The 24,419-nt window shown below is 67.2% G+C and carries 19 protein-coding genes; 3 read left to right on the top strand and 16 right to left on the bottom strand.

What is annotated here, in order from left to right; all coding sequences use genetic code 11:
• Window positions 1-328 precede the first annotated feature (328 nt).
• The 3 genes from HWX07_RS29345 to HWX07_RS29335 are packed head-to-tail and all read right to left on the bottom strand — an operon-like array spanning window position 329 to window position 6,496.
• Window positions 329-2,794, bottom strand: coding sequence for a glycosyltransferase family 4 protein (locus HWX07_RS29345; protein ID WP_175878652.1), 2,466 nt, complete (start codon window positions 2,792-2,794; stop codon window positions 329-331).
• Window positions 2,791-4,257 carry a flippase gene (locus tag HWX07_RS29340; protein WP_175768277.1) on the bottom strand — a complete coding sequence of 489 codons (1,467 nt, stop codon included), beginning with the start codon at window positions 4,255-4,257 and terminating at the stop codon, window positions 2,791-2,793. Before HWX07_RS29340 ends, HWX07_RS29345 begins: the two co-directional genes overlap by 4 nt.
• 46 nt (window positions 4,258-4,303) lie before the next feature.
• The gene (locus HWX07_RS29335) at window positions 4,304-6,496 is read right to left on the bottom strand and encodes a hypothetical protein (protein WP_175878796.1); all 2,193 of its coding nucleotides are present in this window, start codon (window positions 6,494-6,496) and stop codon (window positions 4,304-4,306) included.
• 469 nt (window positions 6,497-6,965) lie between these two features.
• On the opposite strand from HWX07_RS29335, the gene HWX07_RS29330 reads away from it, so the two are divergent.
• From HWX07_RS29330 to HWX07_RS29320, 3 genes are read left to right on the top strand one after another with little or no spacing between them, the layout of a single operon-like run.
• Entirely contained in the window at window positions 6,966-8,030 is a 1,065-nt protein-coding gene (locus HWX07_RS29330; RefSeq protein ID WP_175878651.1) for an acyltransferase, read from the top strand.
• 35 nt (window positions 8,031-8,065) lie between these two features.
• Window positions 8,066-9,112: a GDP-mannose 4,6-dehydratase gene (gmd, locus tag HWX07_RS29325; protein ID WP_011548084.1), complete on the top strand. Its 1,047-nt coding sequence runs from the start codon at window positions 8,066-8,068 to the stop codon at window positions 9,110-9,112.
• On the top strand, window positions 9,099-10,064 hold the full coding sequence (locus tag HWX07_RS29320; RefSeq protein WP_175878650.1) for an NAD-dependent epimerase/dehydratase family protein: 966 nt from the start codon (window positions 9,099-9,101) through the stop codon (window positions 10,062-10,064). The genes gmd and HWX07_RS29320 overlap by 14 nt, the downstream gene beginning before the upstream one ends.
• A 104-nt stretch (window positions 10,065-10,168) precedes the next feature.
• Here HWX07_RS29320 and HWX07_RS29315 read toward each other — a convergent pair whose 3' ends face one another.
• From HWX07_RS29315 to HWX07_RS29255, 13 genes are all read right to left on the bottom strand, one after another.
• The gene (locus tag HWX07_RS29315; RefSeq protein WP_124467594.1) at window positions 10,169-11,359 is read right to left on the bottom strand and encodes an O-succinylhomoserine sulfhydrylase; all 1,191 of its coding nucleotides are present in this window, start codon (window positions 11,357-11,359) and stop codon (window positions 10,169-10,171) included.
• A gap of 260 nt (window positions 11,360-11,619) precedes the next feature.
• Complete coding sequence (gene purF / locus HWX07_RS29310) at window positions 11,620-13,152, bottom strand: amidophosphoribosyltransferase (protein WP_006479327.1); 1,533 nt, start codon at window positions 13,150-13,152, stop codon at window positions 11,620-11,622.
• A gap of 51 nt (window positions 13,153-13,203) precedes the next feature.
• Window positions 13,204-13,698, bottom strand: a complete 495-nt coding sequence (locus HWX07_RS29305) for a CvpA family protein (protein ID WP_027782633.1) — start codon at window positions 13,696-13,698, stop codon at window positions 13,204-13,206.
• Between the two features lie 7 nt (window positions 13,699-13,705).
• Complete coding sequence (locus HWX07_RS29300; RefSeq protein WP_124467596.1) at window positions 13,706-14,542, bottom strand: SPOR domain-containing protein; 837 nt, start codon at window positions 14,540-14,542, stop codon at window positions 13,706-13,708.
• A 29-nt stretch (window positions 14,543-14,571) separates the two neighbouring features.
• The gene (gene folC / locus HWX07_RS29295; protein ID WP_006479330.1) at window positions 14,572-15,882 is read right to left on the bottom strand and encodes a bifunctional tetrahydrofolate synthase/dihydrofolate synthase; all 1,311 of its coding nucleotides are present in this window, start codon (window positions 15,880-15,882) and stop codon (window positions 14,572-14,574) included.
• A gap of 99 nt (window positions 15,883-15,981) precedes the next feature.
• Window positions 15,982-16,854, bottom strand: coding sequence for an acetyl-CoA carboxylase, carboxyltransferase subunit beta (gene accD / locus HWX07_RS29290; RefSeq protein WP_009691548.1), 873 nt, complete (start codon window positions 16,852-16,854; stop codon window positions 15,982-15,984).
• Between the two features lie 64 nt (window positions 16,855-16,918).
• Window positions 16,919-17,734: a tryptophan synthase subunit alpha gene (trpA, locus tag HWX07_RS29285; RefSeq protein WP_124467598.1), complete on the bottom strand. Its 816-nt coding sequence runs from the start codon at window positions 17,732-17,734 to the stop codon at window positions 16,919-16,921.
• 88 nt (window positions 17,735-17,822) lie between these two features.
• Complete coding sequence (locus HWX07_RS29280) at window positions 17,823-18,674, bottom strand: site-specific DNA-methyltransferase (RefSeq protein ID WP_175878649.1); 852 nt, start codon at window positions 18,672-18,674, stop codon at window positions 17,823-17,825.
• 9 nt (window positions 18,675-18,683) lie between these two features.
• On the bottom strand, window positions 18,684-19,877 hold the full coding sequence (gene trpB / locus HWX07_RS29275) for a tryptophan synthase subunit beta (RefSeq protein ID WP_175878648.1): 1,194 nt from the start codon (window positions 19,875-19,877) through the stop codon (window positions 18,684-18,686).
• Between the two features lie 54 nt (window positions 19,878-19,931).
• Entirely contained in the window at window positions 19,932-20,633 is a 702-nt protein-coding gene (locus HWX07_RS29270) for a phosphoribosylanthranilate isomerase (RefSeq protein ID WP_175878795.1), read from the bottom strand.
• Complete coding sequence (truA, locus tag HWX07_RS29265; protein WP_175807852.1) at window positions 20,630-21,442, bottom strand: tRNA pseudouridine(38-40) synthase TruA; 813 nt, start codon at window positions 21,440-21,442, stop codon at window positions 20,630-20,632. Before truA ends, HWX07_RS29270 begins: the two co-directional genes overlap by 4 nt.
• Entirely contained in the window at window positions 21,442-23,607 is a 2,166-nt protein-coding gene (locus HWX07_RS29260; protein ID WP_175878647.1) for a FimV/HubP family polar landmark protein, read from the bottom strand. The genes truA and HWX07_RS29260 overlap by 1 nt, the downstream gene beginning before the upstream one ends.
• Before the next feature lie 523 nt (window positions 23,608-24,130).
• Window positions 24,131-24,400, bottom strand: a complete 270-nt coding sequence (locus HWX07_RS29255) for a hypothetical protein (protein WP_175878646.1) — start codon at window positions 24,398-24,400, stop codon at window positions 24,131-24,133.
• Between the last annotated feature and the right edge of the window lie 19 nt (window positions 24,401-24,419).

Below are 24,419 nucleotides of genomic sequence, written 5' to 3'. Positions count from 1 at the left end.
GCGGGGGCTTTTTCACGGCCGGCACGCGGTAGCGGGCCGGTTCGACAAGGACGGGCAGCCTGCCGCTCTCCGACCGCGCTACGCCCCGCGTAAGCCGTCTCTGCGGGGTTGCCGCGGCACGACTGCAACGGTGTCGCCTGCCCGCTTCACGTCGCCGACGGCCCGATCCCGTTTCAGATAACGATCTGGCCACGCTCGCGCCCCATGCGGATTCGGCGTGCATGCCCGCCCGTCCGCCACCCCCAGACACCTCGCCCGCCGAAAAACAAAGCCCCCGCGCAGCGCAACGCCGCATGGGGGCTCGTTTGCCGCCGGCTCGCGCCGGCTGCTACTTCTTCGCGTTCGCGGCCTTGGCGGCTTTCGCCGTATCCGCGAGGATCTTCTCGACCCGCTCCACGTAGGTTTCGGTCCCGAACCGGCGCACCGCGGTCGCACGCCCGCTCGCGACGAGCCGCTCGCGCAGCGCGCGGTCACGCTTGAGCGTCGCCAGCGCATCGGCCAGCGCGGCCGCGTTGCCCGGCTCGCAAAGGAGCCCGTTGTCGCCGTCCTCGATGATCTCGACGACGCCGCCCGCCCGCGCCGCGACGACCGGCCGGCGCGCGAGCATCCCCTCGACGATCACGCGCCCGAACGGCTCCGGCGTGATCGACGTGTGCGCGACGACGTCGACCGCCGTCATGCACGCGGCCACGTCGCGCTGGAACCCGAGGAAATGCACGCGTTCGTCCATCCCGTGCTGCGCGACGAATTCGTGCAGTTGCGCCGCATAGTCGTCCTCGCCGAACAGCGGCGCGCCGACCAGCACCACGTGCATGTCCGGGTGCCGCGCGGCGGCCTCCAGCAGCACATGCTGCCCCTTCCAGCGTGCGAGACGGCTGAACGAGCCGACCAGCCAGGCGTCCGCGGGCAGCCCGAGGCGCGCGCGCAGCGCGGCCTGGCTCACGCCTTCCAGCGCGTCGAACGGTTCGGCCGAAATGCCGTTGAACACGACGTCGACGTGCTGCGGCGTGAAGCCCGTCAGCGCGCGGAACGCCTGCGCGGAAGCGTCGGAGTTCGCGATCACGCGCGTGACGCCGAGCCGCGCGCAATACTTGATCGCCTTCAACTGCTTGCCGCCGAAATGGTCGGTGCTGACGATGTCGCGCAGGTGCCAGACCACCGGCTTGCGCGCGAGCCGCCCGGCAAGCGCGGCGACCACCATCGCGCGTTGGGTGTTCGCGTAGATCACCTCGGCGCGGCGCGCGCGCCGGGCGACGTCGCGCACCAGCCGCACGAGCTGCTTCACCGCGCCGAACGACACGCCGCCCTGCTTGCGCACGCCGGCGAGCGCACCCTGCTCGACCACGTCGACGCGCGCGCCGATCTCGTCGAGCGCCGCGCGGAACGGACCGTCGGCGAACAGCAGCACGTCGGCGTTCGCGCGCATGTGTTTCATGATCTCGAGCAGCGACAGCTCGGCGCCGCCGAGCACGCCGCTCTGGTCGAGCACGAGCGTCGCCGGGCCGCGCGCGGCCGGCAGCGGGGCGGCCGTGCCGCGCTGCGCGGTCGAACCGGGCAGCGCCTGCTCGACGTAGTCGAGAAAGCGCCGCCGGAACGTGTCGGCGGAAAAGCGTTCCGCGTTCGCGCGGCACGCGTCAGGGGTGAAGCGCTGCGGCGCACGCTCGAAATCGTCGACGGCCGCGACGATCGCGTGCGGCGTCTGCTCGTCGAAGAAGAGGCCGGTCGGGTTCAGGTTCGATTGCGGGTCGAGCACGGTTTCGAGCGCACCGCCCTTGCCGTACGCGATGACCGGCGTGCCGCACGCCTGCGCCTCGACGACCGAGATCCCGAAATCCTCCTCGGCCGCGAACACGAACGCCTTCGCGCGCCGCATCCGATCGTGCAGCACCGCGAACGGCTGGTAGCCCATGATCTCGACGTTCGGGCCGGCCTTCGCGCGGATCTTCTGCATCTCGGGGCCGTCGCCGATCACGACGAGCTTGCGCTCGGGCGTGCGCGAAAACGCCTCGACGATCAGGTCGATCTTCTTGTACGGCACCATCCGCGACGCGGTCAGGTAGAAATCCTCTTTCACCGCGTTCAGCGAGAACGCATCGACGTCGACCGGCGGAAAGATCACCGCCGCGTCGCGGTGATAGACCTTCTTGATGCGCCGCGCGATGAACGCGGAATTCGCGACGAAGCCGTCCACCGCGTTCGCGGTGCGCGTGTCCCAGTTGCGGATGTAGTGCAGGATCATCCGCGCGAGCAGCGATTTCGGCCCGTGCGTGAGGTTCGACTGTTCCAGATACTGGTGCTGCAGGTCCCACGCATAGCGGATCGGCGAATGCACGTAGCTGATGTGCACCTGGTCCGGCCCGGTCAGCACGCCCTTCGCGACCGCGTGGCTGCTCGAGATCACGAGGTCGTACTCGGACACGTCGAGCTGCTCGATCGCGAGCGGCATCAGCGGCAGATAGCTGCGGTACTTGGTGCGGGCGAACGGCAGCTTCTGGATGAACGACGTCGTGACCGGCTTGCCGCGCACGAACGCGCGATCGTCGAGGAAATCGACGAGGCTGAACAGGTCCGCGTCGGGAAAGCACGCGACGATCTGTTCGAGCACGCGCTCGGCGCCCGCATAGGTGACGAGCCAGTCGTGGACGATCGCCACGCGCAACGCACGCGCCGGCTGCCGCGCGCCCGCGCGCTCGGCCGGCACCGCGCGGTGCAGCGCGGCGTCGCCCGGGTGGGCCACGGCGGCATCGGCCGTGGCGAGATTCAGGACGGCGTGTTCCGCCAGATCGCGATTCATACGGTTTTCCTCGCATTGAGACGGACAAACAGGTCGCGCACGAGTGCGCGCAATCCCGGCGTCATCGTGAGCGACCACGCGACGTTCAGCACCAGCACGACCGCGCACATGCCGATCGACTCGCCGAGCCCCGACCAGGCTTGGGCCAGAAACAGGCTCGCGAGCAGGAAGGCGAGGTGCGCGAGCATGTCGAGCACGATCGCGCGCATCCGGATCGCCGACAGGTACAGCAGCACGCCGTAGTCGACGAGCGCGCGCGCCGCGACGACCACCGCCGCGCCGATCAGCCCGAAGTGATGAATGCCGAACCACAGGCCGCCGACGAAGAACGGCATCTCGACGAGCCCGGCGAAGGCCGCGCGGGCCGGGTTGACCTGCGACTGGATCAGGATGCGCGTGACGCTCGCCTGGCCGACGAGCCACACGCTGATCACCAGCACGCGGCCGACCGGCGCCGAATGCGCGGCGAGGTCGGCACCGACCCACAGCGTGAGGAACGGCGCGAGCGCGAAGATCGCGACGATGCCGACCGGCGTGAACACGCCGTTCAGGAATTCGAGCGACTGGCGCGCGAGCGTATCCGCATGATCGCGGCCGACCGCCGACAGCCGCGGGAACAGCGTGCGCACCAGCGCGTTCGGCAGCATGTTCAGGCGCGTGACGAGGTTCTGCGGCACCGTGTAGTAGGTGACGAATTTCGCGCCCATGCCGGCGCCGAGCATCACACGGTCGAGCGTGTCGGCGATCATGCTGGTCGTGCTCGCGATCAGCATCCAGCCGCCGAAATTGAACAGCCCTTTCGCGGTGCCCCACTGCGGCGGATCGATGCGGCGGATGCCGAGCACCTTGATGCTGGCCTGCCCGAGCATCACCGCCGCGATCAGCCGCGCGACGACGGCCGCGGCGAGCACCGTCTGCAGGTTCGGCGCGATCCACCACGCGGCGGCGAGCGGCAGCAGCTGGAACAGGAACGTGCCGATCGTCTGGTTCGTGTTGAACACGCCGAACCGTTCGGCGCCGTTGATCGCGCCGGCGAACACCCACGACACGTTCGCGAGCGGAATCGCGAGCGCGAGCCACGGCAGCGCGAGATACACCTCGTGCTGCATCGCGGCCGACACCTTGGTGAAATACGCGGTGTAGACGAACGCGCCGAAATAGATCAGCAGCCCGCCCGCGATGCCGGTACCGAGATTCAGCCAGAACGCGCTCCAGAACACGCGTGCGCTTTCGTCGGCGTTGCCGCTCGCGAGCGCCTTCGAGATGTGGTTCTGCGCGGCCATGCTCATCCCGAGATCGAGGATCCCGAAATAGCCGATCAGCGTCCACACGAGGCTCACGACGCCGTAGCGTTCGACGCCGAGCGCGTGGATATACGCGGGCACGGTCACCAGCGACACGAAGGTCGGCAGGATCAGCCCGATGAAGTTGATCGAAACGTTCTTGAGTATGCCTTTGTCCATGCTTTAGCCTTGTGTGACGTTGACGCCGACGACGGCGCGCCGCCCGTCACGGTTTCCAGCGGTACATGAGCACCTTGCCGCGCGCGTCTTCCTCGACGAACACCAGGTACTCGCCGTTCTCGCGCCGGAACGCGCTGATGCCGAACGGCACGTCGACCCAGCCCGACGCCTTGCCGACCTCGGCGCCCGGGCTCATCACGCCGACTTCCTTGCCGGTTTCCTTGTCGTACACGTGGATCTTGCCGACCGGCTCCACCGTGAAGATGTAGCGGCCCTCGACCGTGATCCCGATCAGGTCGAAGATCGGCTTCGCATCGAGCTTCCACGGCAGCGTCACCTGGTAGCGCGCGACCGGCGAGCCCGTCGACCACTTGTCGAAGCGGATCAGCACGCGCCCCACTTCCTTGTTGATGCCCGGCTGCGGCGGCGCATCGGCCGTGTAGCCGGTCACGTACAGCGTGTCGGTCTGCGGCTCGTAGATCGCGCGGCGCAGCTGCGTGAACGGCTGCGGCATCGGGTAGGTCGTGACCTTGTCGTACGAATAGATCGGGTTGCCGGCCTTGTCGACGCCGCCGTACTGGAAGCGGTGGATGCCGCGCACGTCGCTCGTGCGCCAGATGTCGCCCTTCGTGTCGACCCACCAGCCCCAGCCGCCCGCCTTCGCCTTGCCCGTTGTGTTGATCTCGGACTCGTCGGCATCGATCCGGCCGTTGCCGTTCGCGTCGCGCCACAGCCAGTCGCCGCCCGGCGGCTTGTTCGGCACCTTGTCGACCGGCCGCGCACGGCCAGCGATCAGGCCCGACGGAATCGCGACCTCGCCGTCACGCTTCGCGTCGAAGCGGTAGATCTTCAGGTGATCGGCGTACATGTCGGTCAGGTACAGGAACGTGCGGCCGTCGACGCGTCGCGCGATCGGCATGCCCGGATACTGGTCCGTGTGGAACACGGGGTCGTCCGGATACTTGAAGCGGTTCGACAGAAAACCGACGTATTTCCAGTCCTGGCCCGGCGGCTTCGACAGGTCGAGTTCGAAGCGCTTGTTGCCCGTGTACACGCTGTTCGGCCGCGCGGGGTCGAGCCACGCGCCGTCGACGAACAGCAGCCCCTGCACCTGCCAGCGCAGCTTGCCGTCCGGCGTGTAGCTCTCCAGCACCGCGCCGAGCCCGGCGCCGATCGTGTCGTGGCGCGGCCCGATCCCGTTCATCGATACGTAGATATTGCCCGCGCGGTCGACGCCGACGCCGGTCAGCCCGTTGAAACGCTGCGGCCCCGGCCGGCCCGGCACCGGGCCCGCGAAGATGCCGCCGCGTTCGCCGAGCGTGCCCGACGGCGCATAGCCGTTGCCGCCTTTCGAGAAGATCAGGATCTGCTGGCGCGGCCCGTTGTCGGCGACGAGCACGCGCCCTTTCGCGTCGACCGCCACGTCCACCGCGTCGGTGCCTTCCGGCAGCGCCGGCGCGTCGTCGAGCTTGCGGCCGTCGGCTCGCACGTGCACGAGATGCGCGGGGCCGGTGAGCGTATCGGTCAGCAGCCACAGCGTGCCGTCGCCGGCGAGTGCGATGCGGCCCGGCTCGTGCGCGCTCCACGTGCCCTTCTGCTGCATCGTCTCCGCGTCGTACACATCCACCACGTCGCGCGACGGATTGGTCGCGAACAGCGTCTTGTCGTCGGCCGCGAGGCCACCCACTTCCGCTTTCGCCTCACCCACTTCCGAGCGCGCGGGCGCCGGCACCTCGTTCATCATCATGAAGCTCGCGGCCATCCGCGCGCGGCCGGTATCGGCGCGCCCGCCCGGCGCGACCTGCGGCGCCGCGCGAAACGGCGCGGGCTGCTTCATGTCGCCGATCGTGCGCCGCGAGATGCCGAACCATTGCTTGCCCTTGTCCGGCCAGATGCCGGGCGACTGCAGGTGGCCGCGCTCGTTGCCGACGCCGATCGCGACATACGCGTACTTGCCGTTCACGGCGATCGCGCTGCCGCCGAGATTGCCCCAGCCGTGCGTGCCGCCGGCGAAGCCGAGCATCTTCCCGTCCTGGTAGACGCTCGCCTCGGCGCCGCTCTCGTCCCACGGCGCATTCGTATACACCTTGCCCTCGGGCGTCACCGCGATCGCGCGGATGTCGATCTGCGTCCATGTGCCATCGCCATAGCCGAACGTGTTGCCGATCCACGAGGTCGTCGCGGGCAACACCGTTTCGGCCGGCGCGGCGCTCGTCAGCAGCGCCGCGCACACCGTCATGCCAACCAGAATCAGACGTCGCAATGCGCTTCTCCAGACTCGATGCAACAGCGACCGGCGCGGCCACGGATCGCCCGCGGCCGCGCGCTGTCGCTAAATGGGTTTCAAACGTCGCGATGCAGGTTACAAGCAAAAATAATCACAAGAAATTTGGAAATATTTGGGGATGTTTCCGCCTGAAATATCGAACCGGAACAGCACGTAAATGACCGCCGAAAACGGCAATAACGACCGCCCTTCCCGCGCCACCACGTAGAAAATTCCGCTCCGCCCCGTCTGTCGCGCCCGCCCGGGCGCCAACCTTTCATCTCGCGATCGTAATAATCGGCATTTGCATATTTGTCGTCGGCTTAATGACGCGCGTTTTTTTACCGATTTCTTTTCCCTAGAATCGATTTCGATTCCATATTTCATTTAAAGGCATGCAATACGTACACGCATCGGATGCGGGTCGTGAAGGAGCCGCGCGATGACGGCCCTGTCGCGCCCCGCCGACCTCGCCGCGCCGCAACACGGCCGCATCGTGCAGCTCGACGGGCTGCGCGCGATCGCGGTGGGCGCTGTATTCCTGCAGCACGCACTGAAGGCGCCGCTGTGGATGGGCGTCGATCTGTTCTTCGTGTTGAGCGGCCTGCTGATCACCGGCATCCTGCTCGATCGCAAGGCGCGCGGGCAGTCGTACTTCAGCCACTTCTACGCGCGCCGCGTACGGCGCATCCTGCTGCCGTACGTGCTGCTGCTGGTGGTGTCGACGCTGCTGTTCGGCACGAGCTGGCTGCCGCACTGGCCGTGGTTCGCGTTCTTCTCGACCAATATCGGGCTGTCGCTCGGCAGCATCGGCCACGACAGCCTGAACGTGCTGTGGTCGCTCGCGGTGGAAGAGCAGTTCTACATCTTCTGGCCGTTCGTCGTGCTGTGGTGTTCGGAACGCGCGCTGCTGTGGGTCGCCGCCGCGCTGATCGTCGCGGCGCCGGTGCTGCGCGCGATCGCGACACCGTGGTTCGATTCGTTCTGGCCGATCTACTATCTGACGCCGTTCCGGATGGACCTGCTCGCGGCCGGCGCGTTGCTCGCGATCGTGCTGCGCCGCGACCGGCGCGCGCTGGAGCCGTTCTATCCGCTCGCGATCGTCGGCGCGCTCGTGTCGCTCGCGATCCTCGGCTGGCTGCACCTGTCGTTCCCGCGCTTTCGCGCCGCGAACACGCCGCTGTCGAACGCCGCGCTCTACAGCATCTCGCTGCTGCTGTGCACGTCGATCGTCGTGATCGCGCTGCGCGGCCGCGGTCTCGTGCAGCGCGTGCTGACGAACCCGATGCTCGTCTACGTCGGCACCGTCAGCTACACCGTATACCTGATCCACCTGAGCGTGCTGTACGCGCTGTGGCCGCTGCACCTGAACCGCTTCGTCACGGCCGCGCTCGCGCTGGCGATCACGCTCGCGTACGCGACCCTGAGCTGGTACGGCTTCGAACGGCGCCTGACGCGCGGGCCGGCGCGCCGCGCGGTGCCGGCCGCGGCCGGCACGACCGCCTGAATTTCATCATCCAACGTTTCTACCAGGACAACGCCATGAGCCAAACTCGTAAAAAGGCCATCATCACCGGAATTTCGGGGCAAGACGGTGCGTACCTGACCAAACTGCTGCTCGACAAAGGCTACGAGGTCACCGGCACCTACCGCCGCACCAGCTCGGTCAATTTCTGGCGCATCGCCGAGCTGGGCGTCGACACGCACCCGAACCTGACGCTCGTCGAACACGATCTCACCGATGCAGGTTCGAGCCTGCGCCTGCTCGAACGCACGCAGCCGGACGAGCTGTACAACCTGGCCGCGCAAAGCTTCGTCGGCGTGTCGTTCGACCAGCCGGCGACGACCGCCGAAGTGACCGGCATCGGTCCGCTGAACCTGCTCGAGGCGATTCGCGTCGTGAGCCCGAAGACGCGCTTCTACCAGGCGTCGACGTCCGAGATGTTCGGCAAGGTGCAGGCCATTCCGCAAACGGAAACCACCGCGTTCTATCCGCGCAGCCCGTACGGCGTCGCGAAGCTGTACGCGCACTGGATGACCGTGAACTATCGCGAATCGTATGGCCTGTTCGGCAGCAGCGGAATCCTGTTCAATCACGAATCGCCGCTGCGCGGCCGCGAATTCGTCACGCGCAAGATCACCGACACGATCGCGAAGATCAAGCTGGGCAAGGCGACCAAGCTGGAACTGGGCAATCTCGACGCGAAGCGCGACTGGGGCTTCGCGCTCGAATACGTCGAAGGCATGTGGCGCATGCTGCAGGCCGACGAACCCGACACCTACGTGCTGGCCACCAACCGCACCGAAACCGTGCGCGACTTCGTGCGGATGGCGTTCGCCGCGGCCGGCTACCAGATCGAATGGACCGGCAAGGGCGAGCAGGAGCGCGGCCTCGACGCGGCGACGGGCAACGTGCTCGTCGAAGTGAACCCGAAGTTCTACCGCCCGGCCGAAGTGGACCTGCTGATCGGCTGCGCGGACAAGGCGAAAAGCAAACTGGGCTGGGCACCGAAGACGACGCTCGAACAACTTTGCCAGATGATGGTCGAAGCGGATTTGACGCGGAACCAACACCATGACACGTTCTGAAACCGGAGGTCCGTCGCGCCGTGCATTCGTCACGGGCCTGACGGGCTTCACCGGTCGCTACATGGCCGAGCGGCTGCAGGCGGCCGGCTATGACGTCTGGGGCACGGTCGCGCCCGGCACGCCCCGCCCCGCCGATCCGGCGTTCGCTCACTGCACCCTGCTGCCCGTCGACCTGCTCGACGCGGAGGCCATGCGCGCGGCCGCGGCCGATGCGCGACCCGACGCGGTCGTGCATCTCGCCGCACGCGCGCACGTCGCGCAGGACGAGCCGTCGCAAACCTACGCGGTCAACATCGTCGGCACACGCAACCTGCTGGCGGCGCTCGCCGGCCTCGACCGCCGTCCGTCGGCGGTGCTGCTGGCAAGCAGCGCGAACATCTACGGCAATTCGACGGCCGGCGTGCTCGACGAAACCGTCGCGCCTGCCCCGGCGAACGACTACGCGGTCAGCAAGCTCGCGATGGAATATGCGGCGAAGCTCTGGGCCGACCGGCTGCCGATCGTGATCGCGCGACCGTTCAACTACACCGGTGTCGGCCAGAGCGATGCCTATTTGCTGCCGAAGCTCGTCGCGCACTATGCGAGCAACGCGCCGCGGATCTCCCTCGGCAACCTCGACGTGAGCCGCGATTTCTCCGACGTACGCGACGTGACGGCCGCCTATCTGAAGCTCATCGAAGCCGCGCCGGCCGGCGAGACATTCAACGTCTGCTCGGAGCGCGCGTATTCGCTAAAGGAAGTGCTGGCGATGCTGTCGCGGATCGCCGGCTACGTGATCGACGTGACGATCGATCCGCGCTTCGTGCGGCACAACGAAGTGAAAAGCCTGAGCGGGTCGCGCGACAAGCTGCGGCGCGCGGTGGGCGAACTGCCGGTCACGCCGCTCGACGAAACGCTGCGCTGGATGGTGGACGCGATGCGAGCCGCACCGTCCGGGCACGCCGCCGGCTGAACGTCGGCACAACACGCGCGCGACGGCATGCGCCGAAACGACAACGGGCCGCTCTCTCGAGCGGCCCGTTTCATTGATGCCGGTCCGAAAACCGGCCGCGTCGGTCAGCCGTCCAGACCACGCGCCAGATCGTTGCGAACGTCGCCCGCATGCTCGAGCCCGACCGCCAGGCGAATCAGCCCTTCGGTGATCCCCGCCGCCGCGCGCGCTTCCGGCGTAATGCGGCCGTGCGTCGTGGTCGCCGGATGCGTGATCGTCGTACGCGTGTCGCCGAGGTTGCCGGTGATCGACACCAGCTTCGTGCCGTCGATCACGCGCCACGCGTTCGCGCGCTGCTGCTCGGGCGTGTCGCCCTTCAGCTCGAACGACACGATCGCACCGCCCGCCTTTTGCTGACGCTTCGCGAGTTCATGCTGCGGATGCGATTCGAGCCCCGGATAAAACACGCGCGCCACCGCCGGATGCGAGTCGAGCCAGCGCGCGATCTCCAGCGCGTTCGCCGACTGCTTCTCGACGCGCAGCGACAGCGTCTCCATCCCCTTCAGCAGCACCCACGCATTGAACGCCGACAGCGTCGGACCCGCGCTGCGCACGAACGGGAACACCTTGCCCATGATGAATTCCTTCGAGCCGACCAGCGCGCCGCCGAGTACGCGGCCCTGCCCGTCGAGGAATTTCGTCGCCGAGTGCATCACGACGTCCGCGCCGAGCTTCAGCGGCTGCTGCAGCACCGGGCTGCAGAAACAGTTGTCGACGACGAACAGCGCATTCGCCGCCTTCGCGATCTTGCCGATCGCCTCGATGTCGGCGAGTTCGGTCAGCGGGTTCGACGGCGTCTCGAGGAAGAACATCTTCGTTTCCGGCCGCACCGCTTCCTGCCACGCGTGCAGGTCGGTCGGGTCGACGAAGGTCGTCGTGATCCCGAACTTGCTGAAGATCTGCGAGAACATCCCGAGCGTCGAGCCGAACAGGCTGCGCGAGCTGACGAGGTGGTCGCCCGCCTGCAGCGCGGACATCACGACCGACATGATCGCGGCCATGCCCGACGCCGTCGCGATGCACGCCTCGCCGCCCTCGAGCGCCGCGAGACGCTCCTGGAACATGGTGACGGTCGGATTCGTGAAGCGCGAATAGGTGAAATAGTCCTCCGAATTCGCGAAGCGCTCGGCCGCGTCGGCCGCGCTCGAGAAGCAGAAGCTCGACGTGAGGAACAGCGCTTCCGAATGCTCGTTGAAGTCGCTGCGCAGCGTGCCCGCGCGCACGGCAAGCGTATCAAAGTTGAGGGAGTCGTCCATGTTCCGTTTTCCGTATTCGAGGGCCGCGCCGACGGTCGTTCATGAGGCGCGGACCCGGTCAAAACCGAGGCCAAAAAACAAAAAGCCCGCTATGCGTCGGCATCAGCGGGCTTCGGTGCGGTACGACAGCGATCGACTCGGGCCGGCTGCCGCCGGCCTTCGCTTTAGCTGTTTTGGGAAGTTGCCCCGCGTCCGCAAGCTGATATCAAATCGACGCAAGGCCACATCCTATCACGCCTCGATAAAAGCGTGCGCCGGCGTTACTCGACCGACAGTTGCAGGTTCATCTGCGAACGCTCGGTATCGCCGGCCGTGTCGCGATCGGCCTGCGACGCCGGTGCGAGACGCGCACGCTCGATTGCATCGAGGTACTCGGGCGTCACGGCGCCGGTGATGTAGTTGCCGTCGAAACACGACGCCTCGAAATGCTCGAGCTTCGGGTTGATGTCGCGCACCGCGCGACGCAGATCGTCGACGTCCTGGTAGATCAGGTGATCGGCGCCGATGATCTTCGCGACTTCTTCGTCGGTGCGGCCGTGCGCGACGAGCTCCCCACGCGTCGGCATGTCGATGCCGTACACGTTGGGGAATTTCACGGGCGGCGCCGCCGACGCGAAGATCACCGACTTCGCGCCCGCATCGCGCGCCATCTGCACGATTTCGTGCGAGGTCGTACCGCGCACGATCGAATCGTCGACGATCAGCACGTGCTTGTCCTTGAACTCGATGCTCATCGCATTGAGCTTCTGGCGCACCGACTTCTTGCGCACGGCCTGCCCCGGCATGATGAAGGTCCGGCCGACGTAGCGGTTCTTGAAGAAGCCTTCGCGATACTCGACGCCGAGCTTCGCGGCGACCTGCATCGCCGCCGGGCGCGACGAATCGGGAATCGGCATCACGACGTCGATCGGCACGTTCGGCAGTTCGCGCTTGATCTTCTCGGCGAGATAGTCGCCCATGCGCAGGCGCACGTTATAGACCGGCACGCCGTCGAGGCACGAATCCGGACGGGCCAGATACACGTATTCGAACATGCACGGATTCAGCGTCGGGTTCTCCGCGCACTGCTGGCTGTGGAAGTTGCCGGCCTTGTCGATGAAGATCGCTTCGCCCGGCTCCAGGTCGCGCACGAATTCGAACCCGATGCCTTCGACCGCCACCGACTCCGACGCGACCATCCACTCGGTGCCGTGCTCGGTCTCGAGCTTGCCGATGCACAGCGGCCGGATGCCGAACGGATCGCGGAACGCGAGCAGGCCGTAGCCGGCGATCAGCGACACGATCGCGTACGAACCCTGCAGGCGGCGATGCACACCCGAGACCGCCTTGAACACCGACGCAGGATCGAGCTCGAGGCCCGTGGTCGACAGTTGCAGCTCGTGCGCGAACACGTTGAGCAGCACTTCGCTGTCGGAATTGGTGTTGATGTGCCGGCGGTCGATCCGGAACATCTCGTCCTTCAGTTGCTGCCAGTTCGTCAGGTTACCGTTGTGCGCGAGGATGATCCCGAACGGCGCGTTCACGTAGAACGGCTGTGCCTCGGCCTCGCTCGACGCCGAGCCGGCCGTCGGGTAGCGCACCTGGCCGATGCCGTAGGTGCCGGGCAGGCTGCGCATGTTGCGCGTGCGAAACACGTCGCGCACCATGCCGTTCGCCTTGTACATGTGGAAATTGCTGCCGTCCGCCGTCGCTATGCCCGCCGCGTCCTGACCGCGATGCTGCAGCAGCAGCAGGCTGTCATAGATCAGCTGATTGACCGGGGATTGGGAGATAACGCCTACGATGCCGCACATGGCATGTCCTTCAGAATGACAAAATCGGTTCCGTCCTGCCCGGCCGCGTCGTCACACGCGTACGTACTGGGCCATGCCGTCGGGCAGGAGCTGCTTCAGCTCGTGCACACCCTGTTCGGCAAAAGGACGCAAGAGCGCATTGCGCCAGAAATCCTGTTTGGGCAGTTCGGTCAGCCCGGCCGCCGCGACCAGCAGCACCACCAGCACGCAGCCGCGGACGAGCCCGAACATCATGCCCAGCGAGCGGTCGACGCCGCCCAGGCCACTCGCCTGCGCGATCCGCGACAGCAGCGCGTTCGCCACGCCGGCGACCAGCACGACGCCGATCACGAGCAACGCGAAGGCGATCACCCACTGCGTCAGCGCGCCGCCCGGCCAGTTCGCCGGGATGTACGGTACGACCAGCCCGACGTAGCGGCCCGCGATCACGATCGCCGCGATCCAGCCGATCAGCCCGAAAATCTCGGACACGAAGCCGCGCCACGCGCCGCGCAGCGCCGACAACACGATCACCGCCAATACAGCGTAGTCGAAAGCCGTCAGCATCGTGGCATTACTGCGTCAGACCGGCTTCGCGCACCTTCGCGATCGCGGCGGAAGCCGCCGAACGATCCGCGAACGGGCCGGCCCGCAACAGTGTAGCCGTGCTGCCGTCTGCCTGCTTGCGATGCTCGACATATGCGGGCACGCCCGCCGATTTCAACTTGGTCGCCCACGAACGGGCCGTCGCGTCGTCCTTGAACGAGCCGAGCTGCACCGCGAAGCGCGCACCGGCCGGCGATGCCGGCGACGATGCGTCGCTGCTGTCCGGGCTCGCGGCGCCGTCGTTCGCGACGGCGGCGGGCGCAGGCTTCGGCGCGGCCGGTTTCGCGGCGGGCGCAGCCGGCTTCGGCGCGGGCTTCGGCGGCGTCACGCTCGCCGTGGTGGTCGTATCGGGTTTCGCGGCCGGCTTGGCGGCATCCTTAGGCGCGGGCGCCGGTGCAGCCGCAACGGCCGTGTCGGAGGCCGGCGGTTCGTCGTGCGCGACACCCGCCTGCACGTCGGACACATCGTCGTCGCGCGGCGCGACCGCCTGGTGCGCGGGGCGATTCGGGATGTCGATCGCGATGTCGTCCGTGACCGGCTTCGGGTGCGAATCGAGCACCATCGGCAGCACGATCACCGCGGCCACGACGAGCGCGATCGCGCCGACGAGGCGACGGCGCGCGCGTTGCTTTTCTGGAAGGGTCGGATCGAGGAGCAGTGCATCCGATTCCGGACGCTCGGTGCGGCGCGAGCGGCGCTCGACGCGTTCAGTGCGCTCCGTGCGCACGTTCCGGGAGGCCCCGGTGCGACCGCCGCGCCGCGGGGGCGCGTCGTCGTCTTTCTTGCCGAACGAGAAAATTCCCATGAATGGCTGAGTCCGAAACTGCCCGTCAGTCAGTGTTGCTGCGATTTACGGTAGGCCAGCACGCCGGCAACCGTATGGAAACTGCCGAAAACCACGATTCTATCATTCTCGGATGCTCTTTTTAGTGCATCGCGAAACGCTTCCGCGGGCGACGCGTAACGCGTCACGCTCGAATCGGGCCCCTCCTCCACGCCGGCCTTGCGCAGCGCGGCTTCGAGCTGCTCCGCGGAGGCCGCGCGCGGCAGCGGCAGGTCGGTCACGCACCAGTGGTCGATCTCGCCCTTCAGGTGCTGCAGCACGCCGTCGATGTCCTTGTCGTGCATCGCGCCGAACACAGCGTACGTGTACGGGAAGAAGCCCATGTTGCCGAGGTTCTGCTCGAGCACGGCCGACGCATGCGGATTGTGCGCGACGTCGAGCACGATCGCCGGCTTGCCGGGCAGCACCTGGAAGCGCCCCGGCAGCTCGACGTTGGCCAGCCCGAGCCGGATGTCCTGCGCGGACACCGGCAGCACCGGGCGCAGCGCCTCGAGCGCGGCGAGCGCGGCCGACGCATTGATCAGCTGGTTCGCGCCGCGCAGCGCCGGATACGCGAGCGCCGGATAGCGCTTCTCGCGGCCAAGATAGCTCCATTGCTGGCGCTCGGCGCCCGCCTGCGCCTCGTAGCGGAAATCGCGGCCGACCAGCCACAGATCGGCGCCGATCGCTTCGGCGTGGTCGATCAGCGTCTGCGGCGCGGCCGGATCGCCGCAGATCGCCGGCTTGCCCGCGCGGAAGATCCCGGCCTTCTCGAACGCGATCTTCTCGCGCGTGTCGCCGAGGTATTCGGTGTGGTCGATATCGATGCTCGTGACGATCGCGCAATCGGTATCGATGATGTTGACCGCGTCGAGCCGGCCGCCGAGGCCGACTTCGAGGATCACCGCGTCCAGCCCGCGCGAGGCGAACAGATGCAGGATCGCGAGCGTCGTGAACTCGAAATACGTGAGCGAGACCGGCTCGGCCAGCGACGTGCGCGCGGCTTCGACGGCTTCGAAATGCGGCAGCAGCTCGTCGTCGGTCACGTTCTGCCCGTTCACGCGCGCGCGCTCGTTGAATTCGAGCAGGTGCGGCGACGTATGGCAGCCGACCTTGTAGCCCGCGCGCACGAGGATCGTCTCGAGGAACGCGCAGGTCGAACCCTTGCCGTTCGTGCCGCCAACGGTGATCACCGGGCACGCGAATTCGAGCTGCAGCGCCGCCTTGACCTGCCCGATGCGGGTGAGGCCCATGTCGATGCCGACCGGGTGCGCGCGTTCGAGATGCGAAAGCCACGCATCGAGAGTGGGAAAAGTGCTCATCGGATCAAATCTGGATCGGTACCGCCACTACGCCAAAAAACGAAGCGCGCCGCCTGACGTTGAAGCCAGGCGACGCGCAGAGTCACAACCTTGCGCCGGTCAGGCCAGCGCGTCGGCCGGCTGTCGCTGCAGCAGCGCGAGCAACTGCGCGATCTCGTCGCGCATCTTGCGACGGTCGACGATCATGTCGATCGCGCCCGTCTTCAGCAGGAATTCGGCGCGCTGGAAGCCTTCGGGCAGCTTCTCGCGAACCGTCTGCTCGATCACGCGCGGGCCGGCGAAGCCGATCAGCGCCTTCGGCTCCGCGATCACGACGTCGCCGAGGAACGCGAAGCTCGCCGACACGCCGCCCATCGTCGGGTCGGTCAGCACCGAGATGAACGGCAGCTTGGCTTCGGCCAGCTTCGTCAGCATCGCAGTGGTCTTGGCCATCTGCATCAGCGACAGCAGGCTTTCCTGCATCCGTGCGCCGCCCGACGCCGTGAAGCAGATGAACGGCACGTGCTGCTCCAGCGCGTTCTGCGCACCGCGCGCGAAGCGCTCGCCGACGACCGAACCCATCGAGCCGCCCATGAACGAGAACTCGAAACAGGCCGCGACGACGGGCAGCGTGTGGATCGCGCCGCCCATCACGACCATCGCGTCGGTTTCGCCGGTTTCGTCCATCGCTTCCTTCAGACGATCGGGGTACTTGCGGCTGTCCTTGAACTTCAGCGAGTCGACCGGCACGATTTCCTGGCCGATTTCATAGCGGCCTTCCGGATCGAGCAGCCCGTCGAGGCGCTCGCGCGCGCCGATGCGCATGTGGTGATCGCACTTCGGGCACACGTGCAGGTTCGCGTCCACGTCGTTGCGATAGAGAACGGCCTCGCAGGACGGGCACTTGACCCACAGGCCTTCCGGAATGCCCTTGCGGCTTTTCGGGTCGGTCTGCTTGATCTTCGGCGGCAACAGTTTGTCGAGCCAGCTCATCGTATGGTTTCCTGTTCCGTGGCGGGGCGGCCCAACCGGCCCGTTCCCGCTTCCTGTGTTGTGTTTATCGCGCCGTCTTGCCCGCACCGTCCAGCGCGGCGCGCAGCTCGGCGATGAAAGTCTTCAACGCGGCGGCGGCAGCGTCCGGTTCGGCGCTTTCGAGCAGTTGCACGAGGCGGCTGCCGATCACGACGGCGTCCGACACTTCGGCCACCGCGCGCGCCGTTTCGGCGTCGCGGATGCCGAAGCCGACGCCCACCGGAACCGGCACGCGCGACTTGATGGCCGGGATTTTACCTGCAATGCTCGAAACATCCAGATTTCCCGCACCGGTCACGCCCTTGAGCGACACGTAATACACGTAGCCGCTCGCGATCTTGCCGACGTCGGCGATGCGTTCGTCGGTCGACGTGGGCGCGAGCAGGAAGATCGGATCGATCTGCGCGGCGCGCATTTTTTCCGCGAACACGCCCGCCTCTTCCGGCGGATAGTCGACCACCAGCACGCCGTCGACGCCGGCCGCGTGCGCCTCGGCCGCGAACGCGTCGACGCCCATCCGTTCGATCGGATTCGCATAGCCCATCAGCACGACGGGGGTTTTGGGGTCGGTTTCGCGAAAACGCTTCACGTCGGCGAGCACGCTCTTCAACGTGACGCCGCGCGCGAGCGCGCGCTCCGACGAGCGCTGGATCACGGGGCCGTCGGCCATCGGGTCCGAGAACGGTACGCCGAGTTCGATCACGTCCGCGCCGCCCGCGGCGAGCGCGTGCATGAATTCGACGGTTTTCGCGGGATCCGGGTCGCCGGCCGTGATGAACGGGATCAGGCCCTTACGGCCTTGTTCGGCGAGCGCGGCGAAGGTCTGCTGAATACGATTCATGATAATTTTCCTATGTCGACCGGAGTTAGCGCTTTAGCGCTTACTCCGGTCCCATGCAAAGCAGCATTCGGCGATGCGGCGGCGCGATTCACGCGCACGCCGGCGCGGCGAGCGCGCTCACGCGCTCGTGCGCGATCGCACAATAGCTTTCGTTGATCTCGTAGCCGACGAAGTCGCGCCCCTGCCGTGCGCAGGCCACCGCGGTCGTGCCGCTGCCCATGAACGGATCGAGCACGCGGCCGCCCGGCGGGCAGCTTGCGAGCACCATCCGCTCGATGATTTCCAGCGGCTTCTGGGTCGGATGATCGACGCGCTCCGCGTGCTGCCTGTGCAGGCGCGAGACCGACCAGACGTCCTTCGGGTTGTAGCCCATCTCCAGCCACTTGCTGCCCTCGAACAGCTTGCGCGAGCGGGCCTTCTTCGTGTCGGCGTCGTACGGGATGCGGACCGGATCGAGATCGAAGTAATACGCCTTCGAAACCGCGAAAAAGCCGATGTTGTCGTGCACCGACGTGAAACGGCGCGTCGTGCCGCCCATGCTCGGCACGCGCCGGTCCCAGATGATCTCGTTGACCATCGTGAGCTGCGTCTTCAGGAAACTGAAGATTTCCGGCGCGTACTGCCACGTGCAGAAGATGTACATCGACCCGCTCGGCTTCAGCTTCGGAATCGCGAGTTCGAGCCACCCGCGCGTCCACGCGAGGAAATCGTCGCCCGAACGCTTGTCCGAATCGTTGCCGTAGTCCTTGCCGAGCCCGTACGGCGGATCGGCGACGATCAGGTCGATCGACGCATCCGGCAGGTACGCGGCATCGGTCAGGAAATCGCGGTTGTGCAACTCGATACCGGACGGCAGCGCGCGCGGCACGGCAGCGGCGGGCTGAACCGCCTCCGCCTCGCTCGCGGCACCGCCGCCCGGCTCTTCGATCAGGTCACGCATCGGTCGGGGTCAGAGCTCGATGCCCGATCGCTCGGCGACCGTGTGCATGTCCTTGTCGCCGCGGCCCGACAGGTTGACGAGCAGGAGCTTGTCCTTCGGCAACGTCGGCGCGAGCTTCACGCCGTACGCGATCGCATGGCTCGACTCGAGCGCGGGAATGATCCCCTCGATCCGGCAGCAGTCGTGAAACGCCTTCAACGCCTCGTCATCGGTGATCGGTACGTACTGCGCGCGGCCGCTGTCCTTCAGCCACGCGTGCTCGGGGCCGACGCCCGGATAGTCGAGGCCCGCCGACACCGAATGCGTCTCGATGATCTGGCCGTTGTCGTCCTGCAGCAGATACGTGCGGTTGCCGTGCAGCACACCCGGGCTGCCGGCGATCAGCGAGGCCGCATGATGGCCCGTGTCGAGGCCGTCGCCGGCCGCTTCGACGCCGATCAGCTGCACCGATTTGTCGTCGATGTACGGATAGAAGATGCCCATCGCGTTCGACCCGCCGCCGACGCAGGCGATCACCGCATCCGGCTGACGCCCCGCGAGTTCGGGCATCTGCACCTTGCATTCGTCCCCGATCACGCGCTGGAAGTCGCGCACCATCATCGGGTACGGGTGCGGGCCCGCGACCGTGCCGATGATGTAGAACGTGCTTTCGATGTTCGTGACCCAGTCGCGCATCGCTTCGTTCAGCGCGTCCTTCAGCGTGCGCGAACCCGATTCGACCGGCACGACCGTCGCGCCCAGCAGCTTCATCCGGTAGACGTTGGCGGCCTGCCGGCGCACGTCCTCCGAGCCCATGTAGACGACACACTCCATTCCGAAGCGCGCGCAGATCGTCGCGGTCGCGACGCCGTGCTGGCCGGCGCCCGTTTCCGCGATCACGCGTTTCTTGCCCATGCGCTTCGCGAGCAGCGCCTGGCCGATCACGTTGTTGATCTTGTGCGCGCCCGTGTGGTTCAGGTCTTCGCGCTTCAGGTAGATCTGCGCGCCGCCGAGCATCTCGCTCCAGCGCTGCGCGTGATAGATCGGCGACGGGCGGCCGACGAAATACTTCAACTCGCGCTCGAATTCGGCGACGAAGTCAGGATCGTTCTGGAACTTTGCATACGCCGCGCGCAGTTCGTCCAGCGCGTGAATCAGCGTCTCGGCGACGAACACGCCGCCATATGGGCCGAAATGGCCGCGATCATCAGGAAGGTTGTACATGGTGTCTCTCTCGATCGGTCGGTGCGCCCGCTTTGGGGGCCGCACCGGCTTGCATCACCCGGCGTCCGCTGCGCGCACCGCGCGTACGAACGCCGCCATCCGGGCGTGATCCTTCACGCCCTTCGCGCCCTCCACTTCGATGCCACTCGAGACATCGACAGCGAACGGACGCAGCTGGCGGATCGCATCACCGACGTTTTGCGCGTTCAAGCCACCACTCAAAACGGCCCGACGCGCGAGCTCTGCGGGAATAAGAGACCAATCGAAGACCTTGCCGCTACCGCCGTAATCCGGCACCAAAGTGTCGAACAGGAGGCCGCGCGCTTTCGAATAATGAAGAGCCGATTCTACCAAATCGGCACGCTGCGTCGAGGGGCCGACGCGCACCGCACGCAACCACGGCAGGCGGGCCGCGCGGCCGAGCGCGTCGCACTGCTGCGGCGTCTCGTCGCCGTGGAACTGCAGCAGCGTGAGCGGCACGTCGCGCACGACGGCTTCGATGTCGGCTTCGGTCGCGTTCACGAACAGCCCGACCACGGACACGAACGGCGGCGCGAGGCTCGCCAGCTCGGCCGCCTGCGCGATCGTCACCGCGCGCGGGCTCTTCGGATAGAACACGAGGCCGATCGCATCGGCGCCGAGCGCCGCCGCGTGCAGCACGTCCTCGGGGCGCGACAGCCCGCACAGCTTGATACGCGTGCGCGGCGGCAGGCCGGCCGCGGCGGAAGTCGAAGAAGACACGGCGTGCTCCGTCATGTTTGTGGGTCCAGATCGGCCCAAACGCTGCTCCATGGCACGCTGCCGAGCTGCGCGGGCGGGACGGCGAATTCCGCCGGGTAGCCGACGTGGGCGAGGTACAGCCCGTCGGCCATGAACGTGGGCGCAGCGAGAGTGCGGTCGCGCCCGGCCAGTACGTCGGCGAGCCAGTCGGCCGGATAGCGGCCGCGCCCGACTGCGACGAGGCAGCCCATCAGGTTGCGCACCATGTGATGCAGGAACGCGTTCGCGCGGAAGCGGAAATGAATGAAATGCCCCGCGCGCCGCACGTCGATCTGATACAGGTGTTTGACCGGCGTCTTCGACTGGCATTCCGACGACCGGAACGACGAAAAGTCGTGCTCGCCGATCAAATGCGCGGCGGCGGCGCGCATTGCGTCGTCGTCGAGCGGCGTGTGGATCCAGCCGGCGCGCCCGGCCAGCATCGGCGAACGCACCGGATGCACGTACAGCGCGTAGTAGTAGGTGCGCTCGAACGCCGAGAAACGCGCATGGAACGTGTCCGGCATCGGCTTCGCCCATTGCACCGATACGGTCGACGGCAGGAACGCGTTGGTGCCGCGCACCCACGAGAACACCTCCCGTTCGAGATCGGTGTCGAAATGCACGACTTGCCCGAGCCCGTGCACGCCGGTATCGGTCCGCCCGGCCACCGTCGTGTGCAGCGGCACCCGCGCGAATTCGGCCAGCGCATGTTCGAGCCGGTCCTGCACGGTCTTGCCGTGCGGCTGCGCCTGCCACCCGCAGAACGCCGCGCCGTCGTACTGAATGCCCAGCGCGATCCGCATCACGCCTCGTCCGCCAGTTTCGCGAGCAGCGCGCGTGCGTCGTCGCGGGTCGCGGCATCGTTCGCGTCGACCACTTCCTGCAGCAGCGTCCGTGCGCCGGACAGGTCGCCCAGTTCGACGTATTCGGCCGCGAGATCGAGCTTGTTGCGGGCAATGCGCGCGAGCTCGTTCGGGGTGAGCGCGGGCAGCGCGGCGCCCGGCGTGGACGGCAGGTCGAGATCGAAGTCGAGCTTCAGCGCGCCGAACTGCGCGCCGCCGAGCGGGGGCAGCGATGTCGTCGCGGGCGGGCTGCCAGCTTGGCCGGCGGGCGTCGCTGCGTCCGGGTCCCAATCGAACTCGTCGTCCTGGTCGGCGGGATGTTCCGGTGGCGGTTCCCCCGCGCCCATTGGCGGGTGCTGGGCGGACTGACCGTTAGTTGCGATTTTATCGGTGCCAGACTGCGCGGCCGGCGCAGACAGTTCCTCCGCCGTCGACGATGGCTCGTCCGCCGTCCGCGGCGGCAACGGCATGTCGAGACTGTTGAGCGCGCTGATCGCGTTCTGCATCAGCGACGCGTGCTGCGCTTCGGTCGTCGAAGATGCGACCGATGCGACCGATGCGGCGGATGCGGCGGTCAGCTCGGCAGATTCGGCCGGCTTGTCGTCGGCAGTGGCTTCTTCAGCCGGTTGTACGTCGTGCGCAGCCTCGACCGGAACCGAAGTCGCCCCGTTCGCGGGCGAGCCCGCAGCATGAGCAGTCGGCAATTCGGGCGACTCGTCGTGCGGCACCGCCACTTCGCGCGCGGGAGATGTGTCCGCTGCGGGCGGCTCGATCGTCTCCGCCGCAGCGGCAGTCGCCGCGGCGAGGTTCATGTCGGACGCCGCATCGCGTGCGACCGGCATCTCGGGCGTGATCGGCAGTTCGCGTTCGACGGACGGCGTAGCTTCGGCTTCCGTTTCTGTAGCCGCGGCGGCGCCTGCTGCGGCCGCAGCCGCAACGGTACTCGCATCGTCAGCGCGGCGACCCTTCCGGCGCTTGCGCCATGCGAAGCCGACCGCAAGCACGATCACGGCAGCGCCGGCCACGGCGACCGGGCGCCAGTCCATCTGTTCGGTACGACGTGCAGGCGTCGCGACAGGCGCGACCGGTTGTACCGAAGCCGATGCTGGTTGCGGCGCACTCGCTGCCGCACCCGACGCGGCTTCGTCCGCCGTCGATGCCGCGGCCGATGCACCCGCGTCATCCGCGGCCGGACGCGGCGCGGCGGGCGCCGGAGCAGGCGCAGGCGCGACGCCGGTCGTCGTCGCCGGCTTGCCGATGCCGTGCTTCTGCAACTCCATCAGCACGCGATTCTTCAACGCCAGCAATTGCTGCAGGCTCGACGGCCGCGGCTGCGACGCACTCAGGGCGGGCGCCGCGCCGGCCGGTTCGTGCACGCCGGAGACCGGGCTACCCGGCACCGCCTGCCCCGCAGCCTCGCTCGCGGACGACGGCGCCGACTGGATCGCACCGCTCCACACGTGCGGGCCGCTTGCACCGGCCGTGGACGCCGCCGGCTGCGTGCTTTCGACAGCCGACGCGCCATATGGGGCCGACGCGCCGATAGAAGCCGAAGCACCGCTCGAAGCCAACACCCCCGCCGCCGTCGCCGTCGCGACACTCGCCCCGCTCACCGGAGCCGCATGCACGGCCGGCGCCACCGGCGCGGCTTGCACGGCCGAGCCGGGATGCGGCGCGGATGCGCCATGCTGCGCGATCGCCGCTCCGCCCGACGCGGCGGCGGGCGCGGAAGCAGCCGCCGCACCGGAGGCAACGGATGCACCGGCCGGCGCGAGCGCCGCGCCAGTGACGTCGAGCGCGGGCACGGTCAGCGTCGCGCCGACTTTCAGGCGGCTCGCGTCGCGTTTCATGAACGCCTGCGGATTGGCGTCGAACAACGCACGGCCAGCGCGTGCGAGCACGGCCGGATCATGCGATTGCGTGGCCGCTTTCGCGATGTCGTTCAGCGACTGGCCGGGCTGGACCGTCACGGTAAGCGGTGCGGCGGCGCCGGCGGCGGACGCCGGCAATTCGCCGGTGCCGACTGCCCACGCCGATGCGGCTGCGCCGAGCGCCAGGATCGCCAGCGCGCCACGCACGGCGCGCGACAAGCGGGACTGACGCGGAAACAAGAAAATTCGGGACATCGTTGGCTCTATCGCCGCGCGCGGGCGCGGCTCGGATTCGCGGTTGGAAGCGTCAATAAAGTGGCTGCAGAAATGCAAAAGCGTCGCGCGGAACGCGACGCTTTCGGCGGGTCTGTGCGTCGTAACCGCGTAGTTTACTTCACGCGATCGGGTTCCGGCCGAATTCGTCGCCGGCAGGTGCCACCGGGCGCGGGCGGGCGCTCATGTCGAGCGGGTACGCGTGTCGTAGCGCATGCATCCGATCGATCAAAACGAACCTGCGTGCCGCAGTCGAAAGCCGTCTTCTGGCAGACTCGCGCCCCACTCGAATGACATGGCTTTCCGGCGCTCAGCGGGCATCCTCCGCAGGACCGGAGCGACAGGATCTCCAGCACTCTCAACAATCCGCCCCGCCGGCCGTTAATGAATTAGCCGCCAGAAATCAAAACGAATCCCGACTGGCGATCAATCCCGCCCGAATCAATTCCAATTCCAATTCCTCGATAAGAAGGCAATTTCCCCCTCTTATCGGATAAATGTAAATTCACGCCACCAAAGCCCCGCCCCGCAAGGCTTTCGCCGCCTTCCATACGATCCATTGCTCATACAAAAGCGATCGTTTCTGCATCAATTCAATTACATTACACAAAATTACACAGACCTGATAACCGCCGTCGATACGATCGCCTTCAAACAGGAATCGGCACATTTCGACCTCGCGCCTGCACATGCCGGAAAGACAGGAACGCGCGATCGGGCTGATGCCGTGAAGTACCGGAGGGCCATCGCGCAGTCGCACGACTGCATCACTCACCAGCTCGTTACGGGGACGA

It is taken from the genome of Burkholderia sp. BCC0097 (assembly GCF_902832985.1).
Taxonomy (GTDB): domain Bacteria; phylum Pseudomonadota; class Gammaproteobacteria; order Burkholderiales; family Burkholderiaceae; genus Burkholderia; species Burkholderia orbicola.
This window is presented reverse-complemented; position numbering and strand designations above follow the sequence as displayed.

Coding starts and splice junctions, on each gene's coding strand:
- truA (WP_175807852.1), bottom strand. CDS start 21,442: ATGCGGATCGCGCTGGGCATTCAGTACGACGGCGCGGCGTTCTGCGGG.
- folC (WP_006479330.1), bottom strand. CDS start 15,882: ATGAGCACTTTTCCCACTCTCGATGCGTGGCTTTCGCATCTCGAACGC.
- HWX07_RS29300 (WP_124467596.1), bottom strand. CDS start 14,542: ATGGGAATTTTCTCGTTCGGCAAGAAAGACGACGACGCGCCCCCGCGG.
- gmd (WP_011548084.1), top strand. CDS start 8,066: ATGAGCCAAACTCGTAAAAAGGCCATCATCACCGGAATTTCGGGGCAA.
- HWX07_RS29270 (WP_175878795.1), bottom strand. CDS start 20,633: ATGACGGAGCACGCCGTGTCTTCTTCGACTTCCGCCGCGGCCGGCCTG.
- HWX07_RS29335 (WP_175878796.1), bottom strand. CDS start 6,496: ATGACGGTGTGCGCGGCGCTGCTGACGAGCGCCGCGCCGGCCGAAACG.
- HWX07_RS29315 (WP_124467594.1), bottom strand. CDS start 11,359: ATGGACGACTCCCTCAACTTTGATACGCTTGCCGTGCGCGCGGGCACG.
- HWX07_RS29330 (WP_175878651.1), top strand. CDS start 6,966: ATGACGGCCCTGTCGCGCCCCGCCGACCTCGCCGCGCCGCAACACGGC.
- HWX07_RS29305 (WP_027782633.1), bottom strand. CDS start 13,698: ATGCTGACGGCTTTCGACTACGCTGTATTGGCGGTGATCGTGTTGTCG.
- purF (WP_006479327.1), bottom strand. CDS start 13,152: ATGTGCGGCATCGTAGGCGTTATCTCCCAATCCCCGGTCAATCAGCTG.
- accD (WP_009691548.1), bottom strand. CDS start 16,854: ATGAGCTGGCTCGACAAACTGTTGCCGCCGAAGATCAAGCAGACCGAC.
- HWX07_RS29340 (WP_175768277.1), bottom strand. CDS start 4,257: ATGGACAAAGGCATACTCAAGAACGTTTCGATCAACTTCATCGGGCTG.
- HWX07_RS29345 (WP_175878652.1), bottom strand. CDS start 2,794: ATGAATCGCGATCTGGCGGAACACGCCGTCCTGAATCTCGCCACGGCC.
- HWX07_RS29280 (WP_175878649.1), bottom strand. CDS start 18,674: ATGCGTGACCTGATCGAAGAGCCGGGCGGCGGTGCCGCGAGCGAGGCG.
- trpA (WP_124467598.1), bottom strand. CDS start 17,734: ATGAATCGTATTCAGCAGACCTTCGCCGCGCTCGCCGAACAAGGCCGT.
- trpB (WP_175878648.1), bottom strand. CDS start 19,877: ATGTACAACCTTCCTGATGATCGCGGCCATTTCGGCCCATATGGCGGC.
- HWX07_RS29260 (WP_175878647.1), bottom strand. CDS start 23,607: ATGTCCCGAATTTTCTTGTTTCCGCGTCAGTCCCGCTTGTCGCGCGCC.
- HWX07_RS29320 (WP_175878650.1), top strand. CDS start 9,099: ATGACACGTTCTGAAACCGGAGGTCCGTCGCGCCGTGCATTCGTCACG.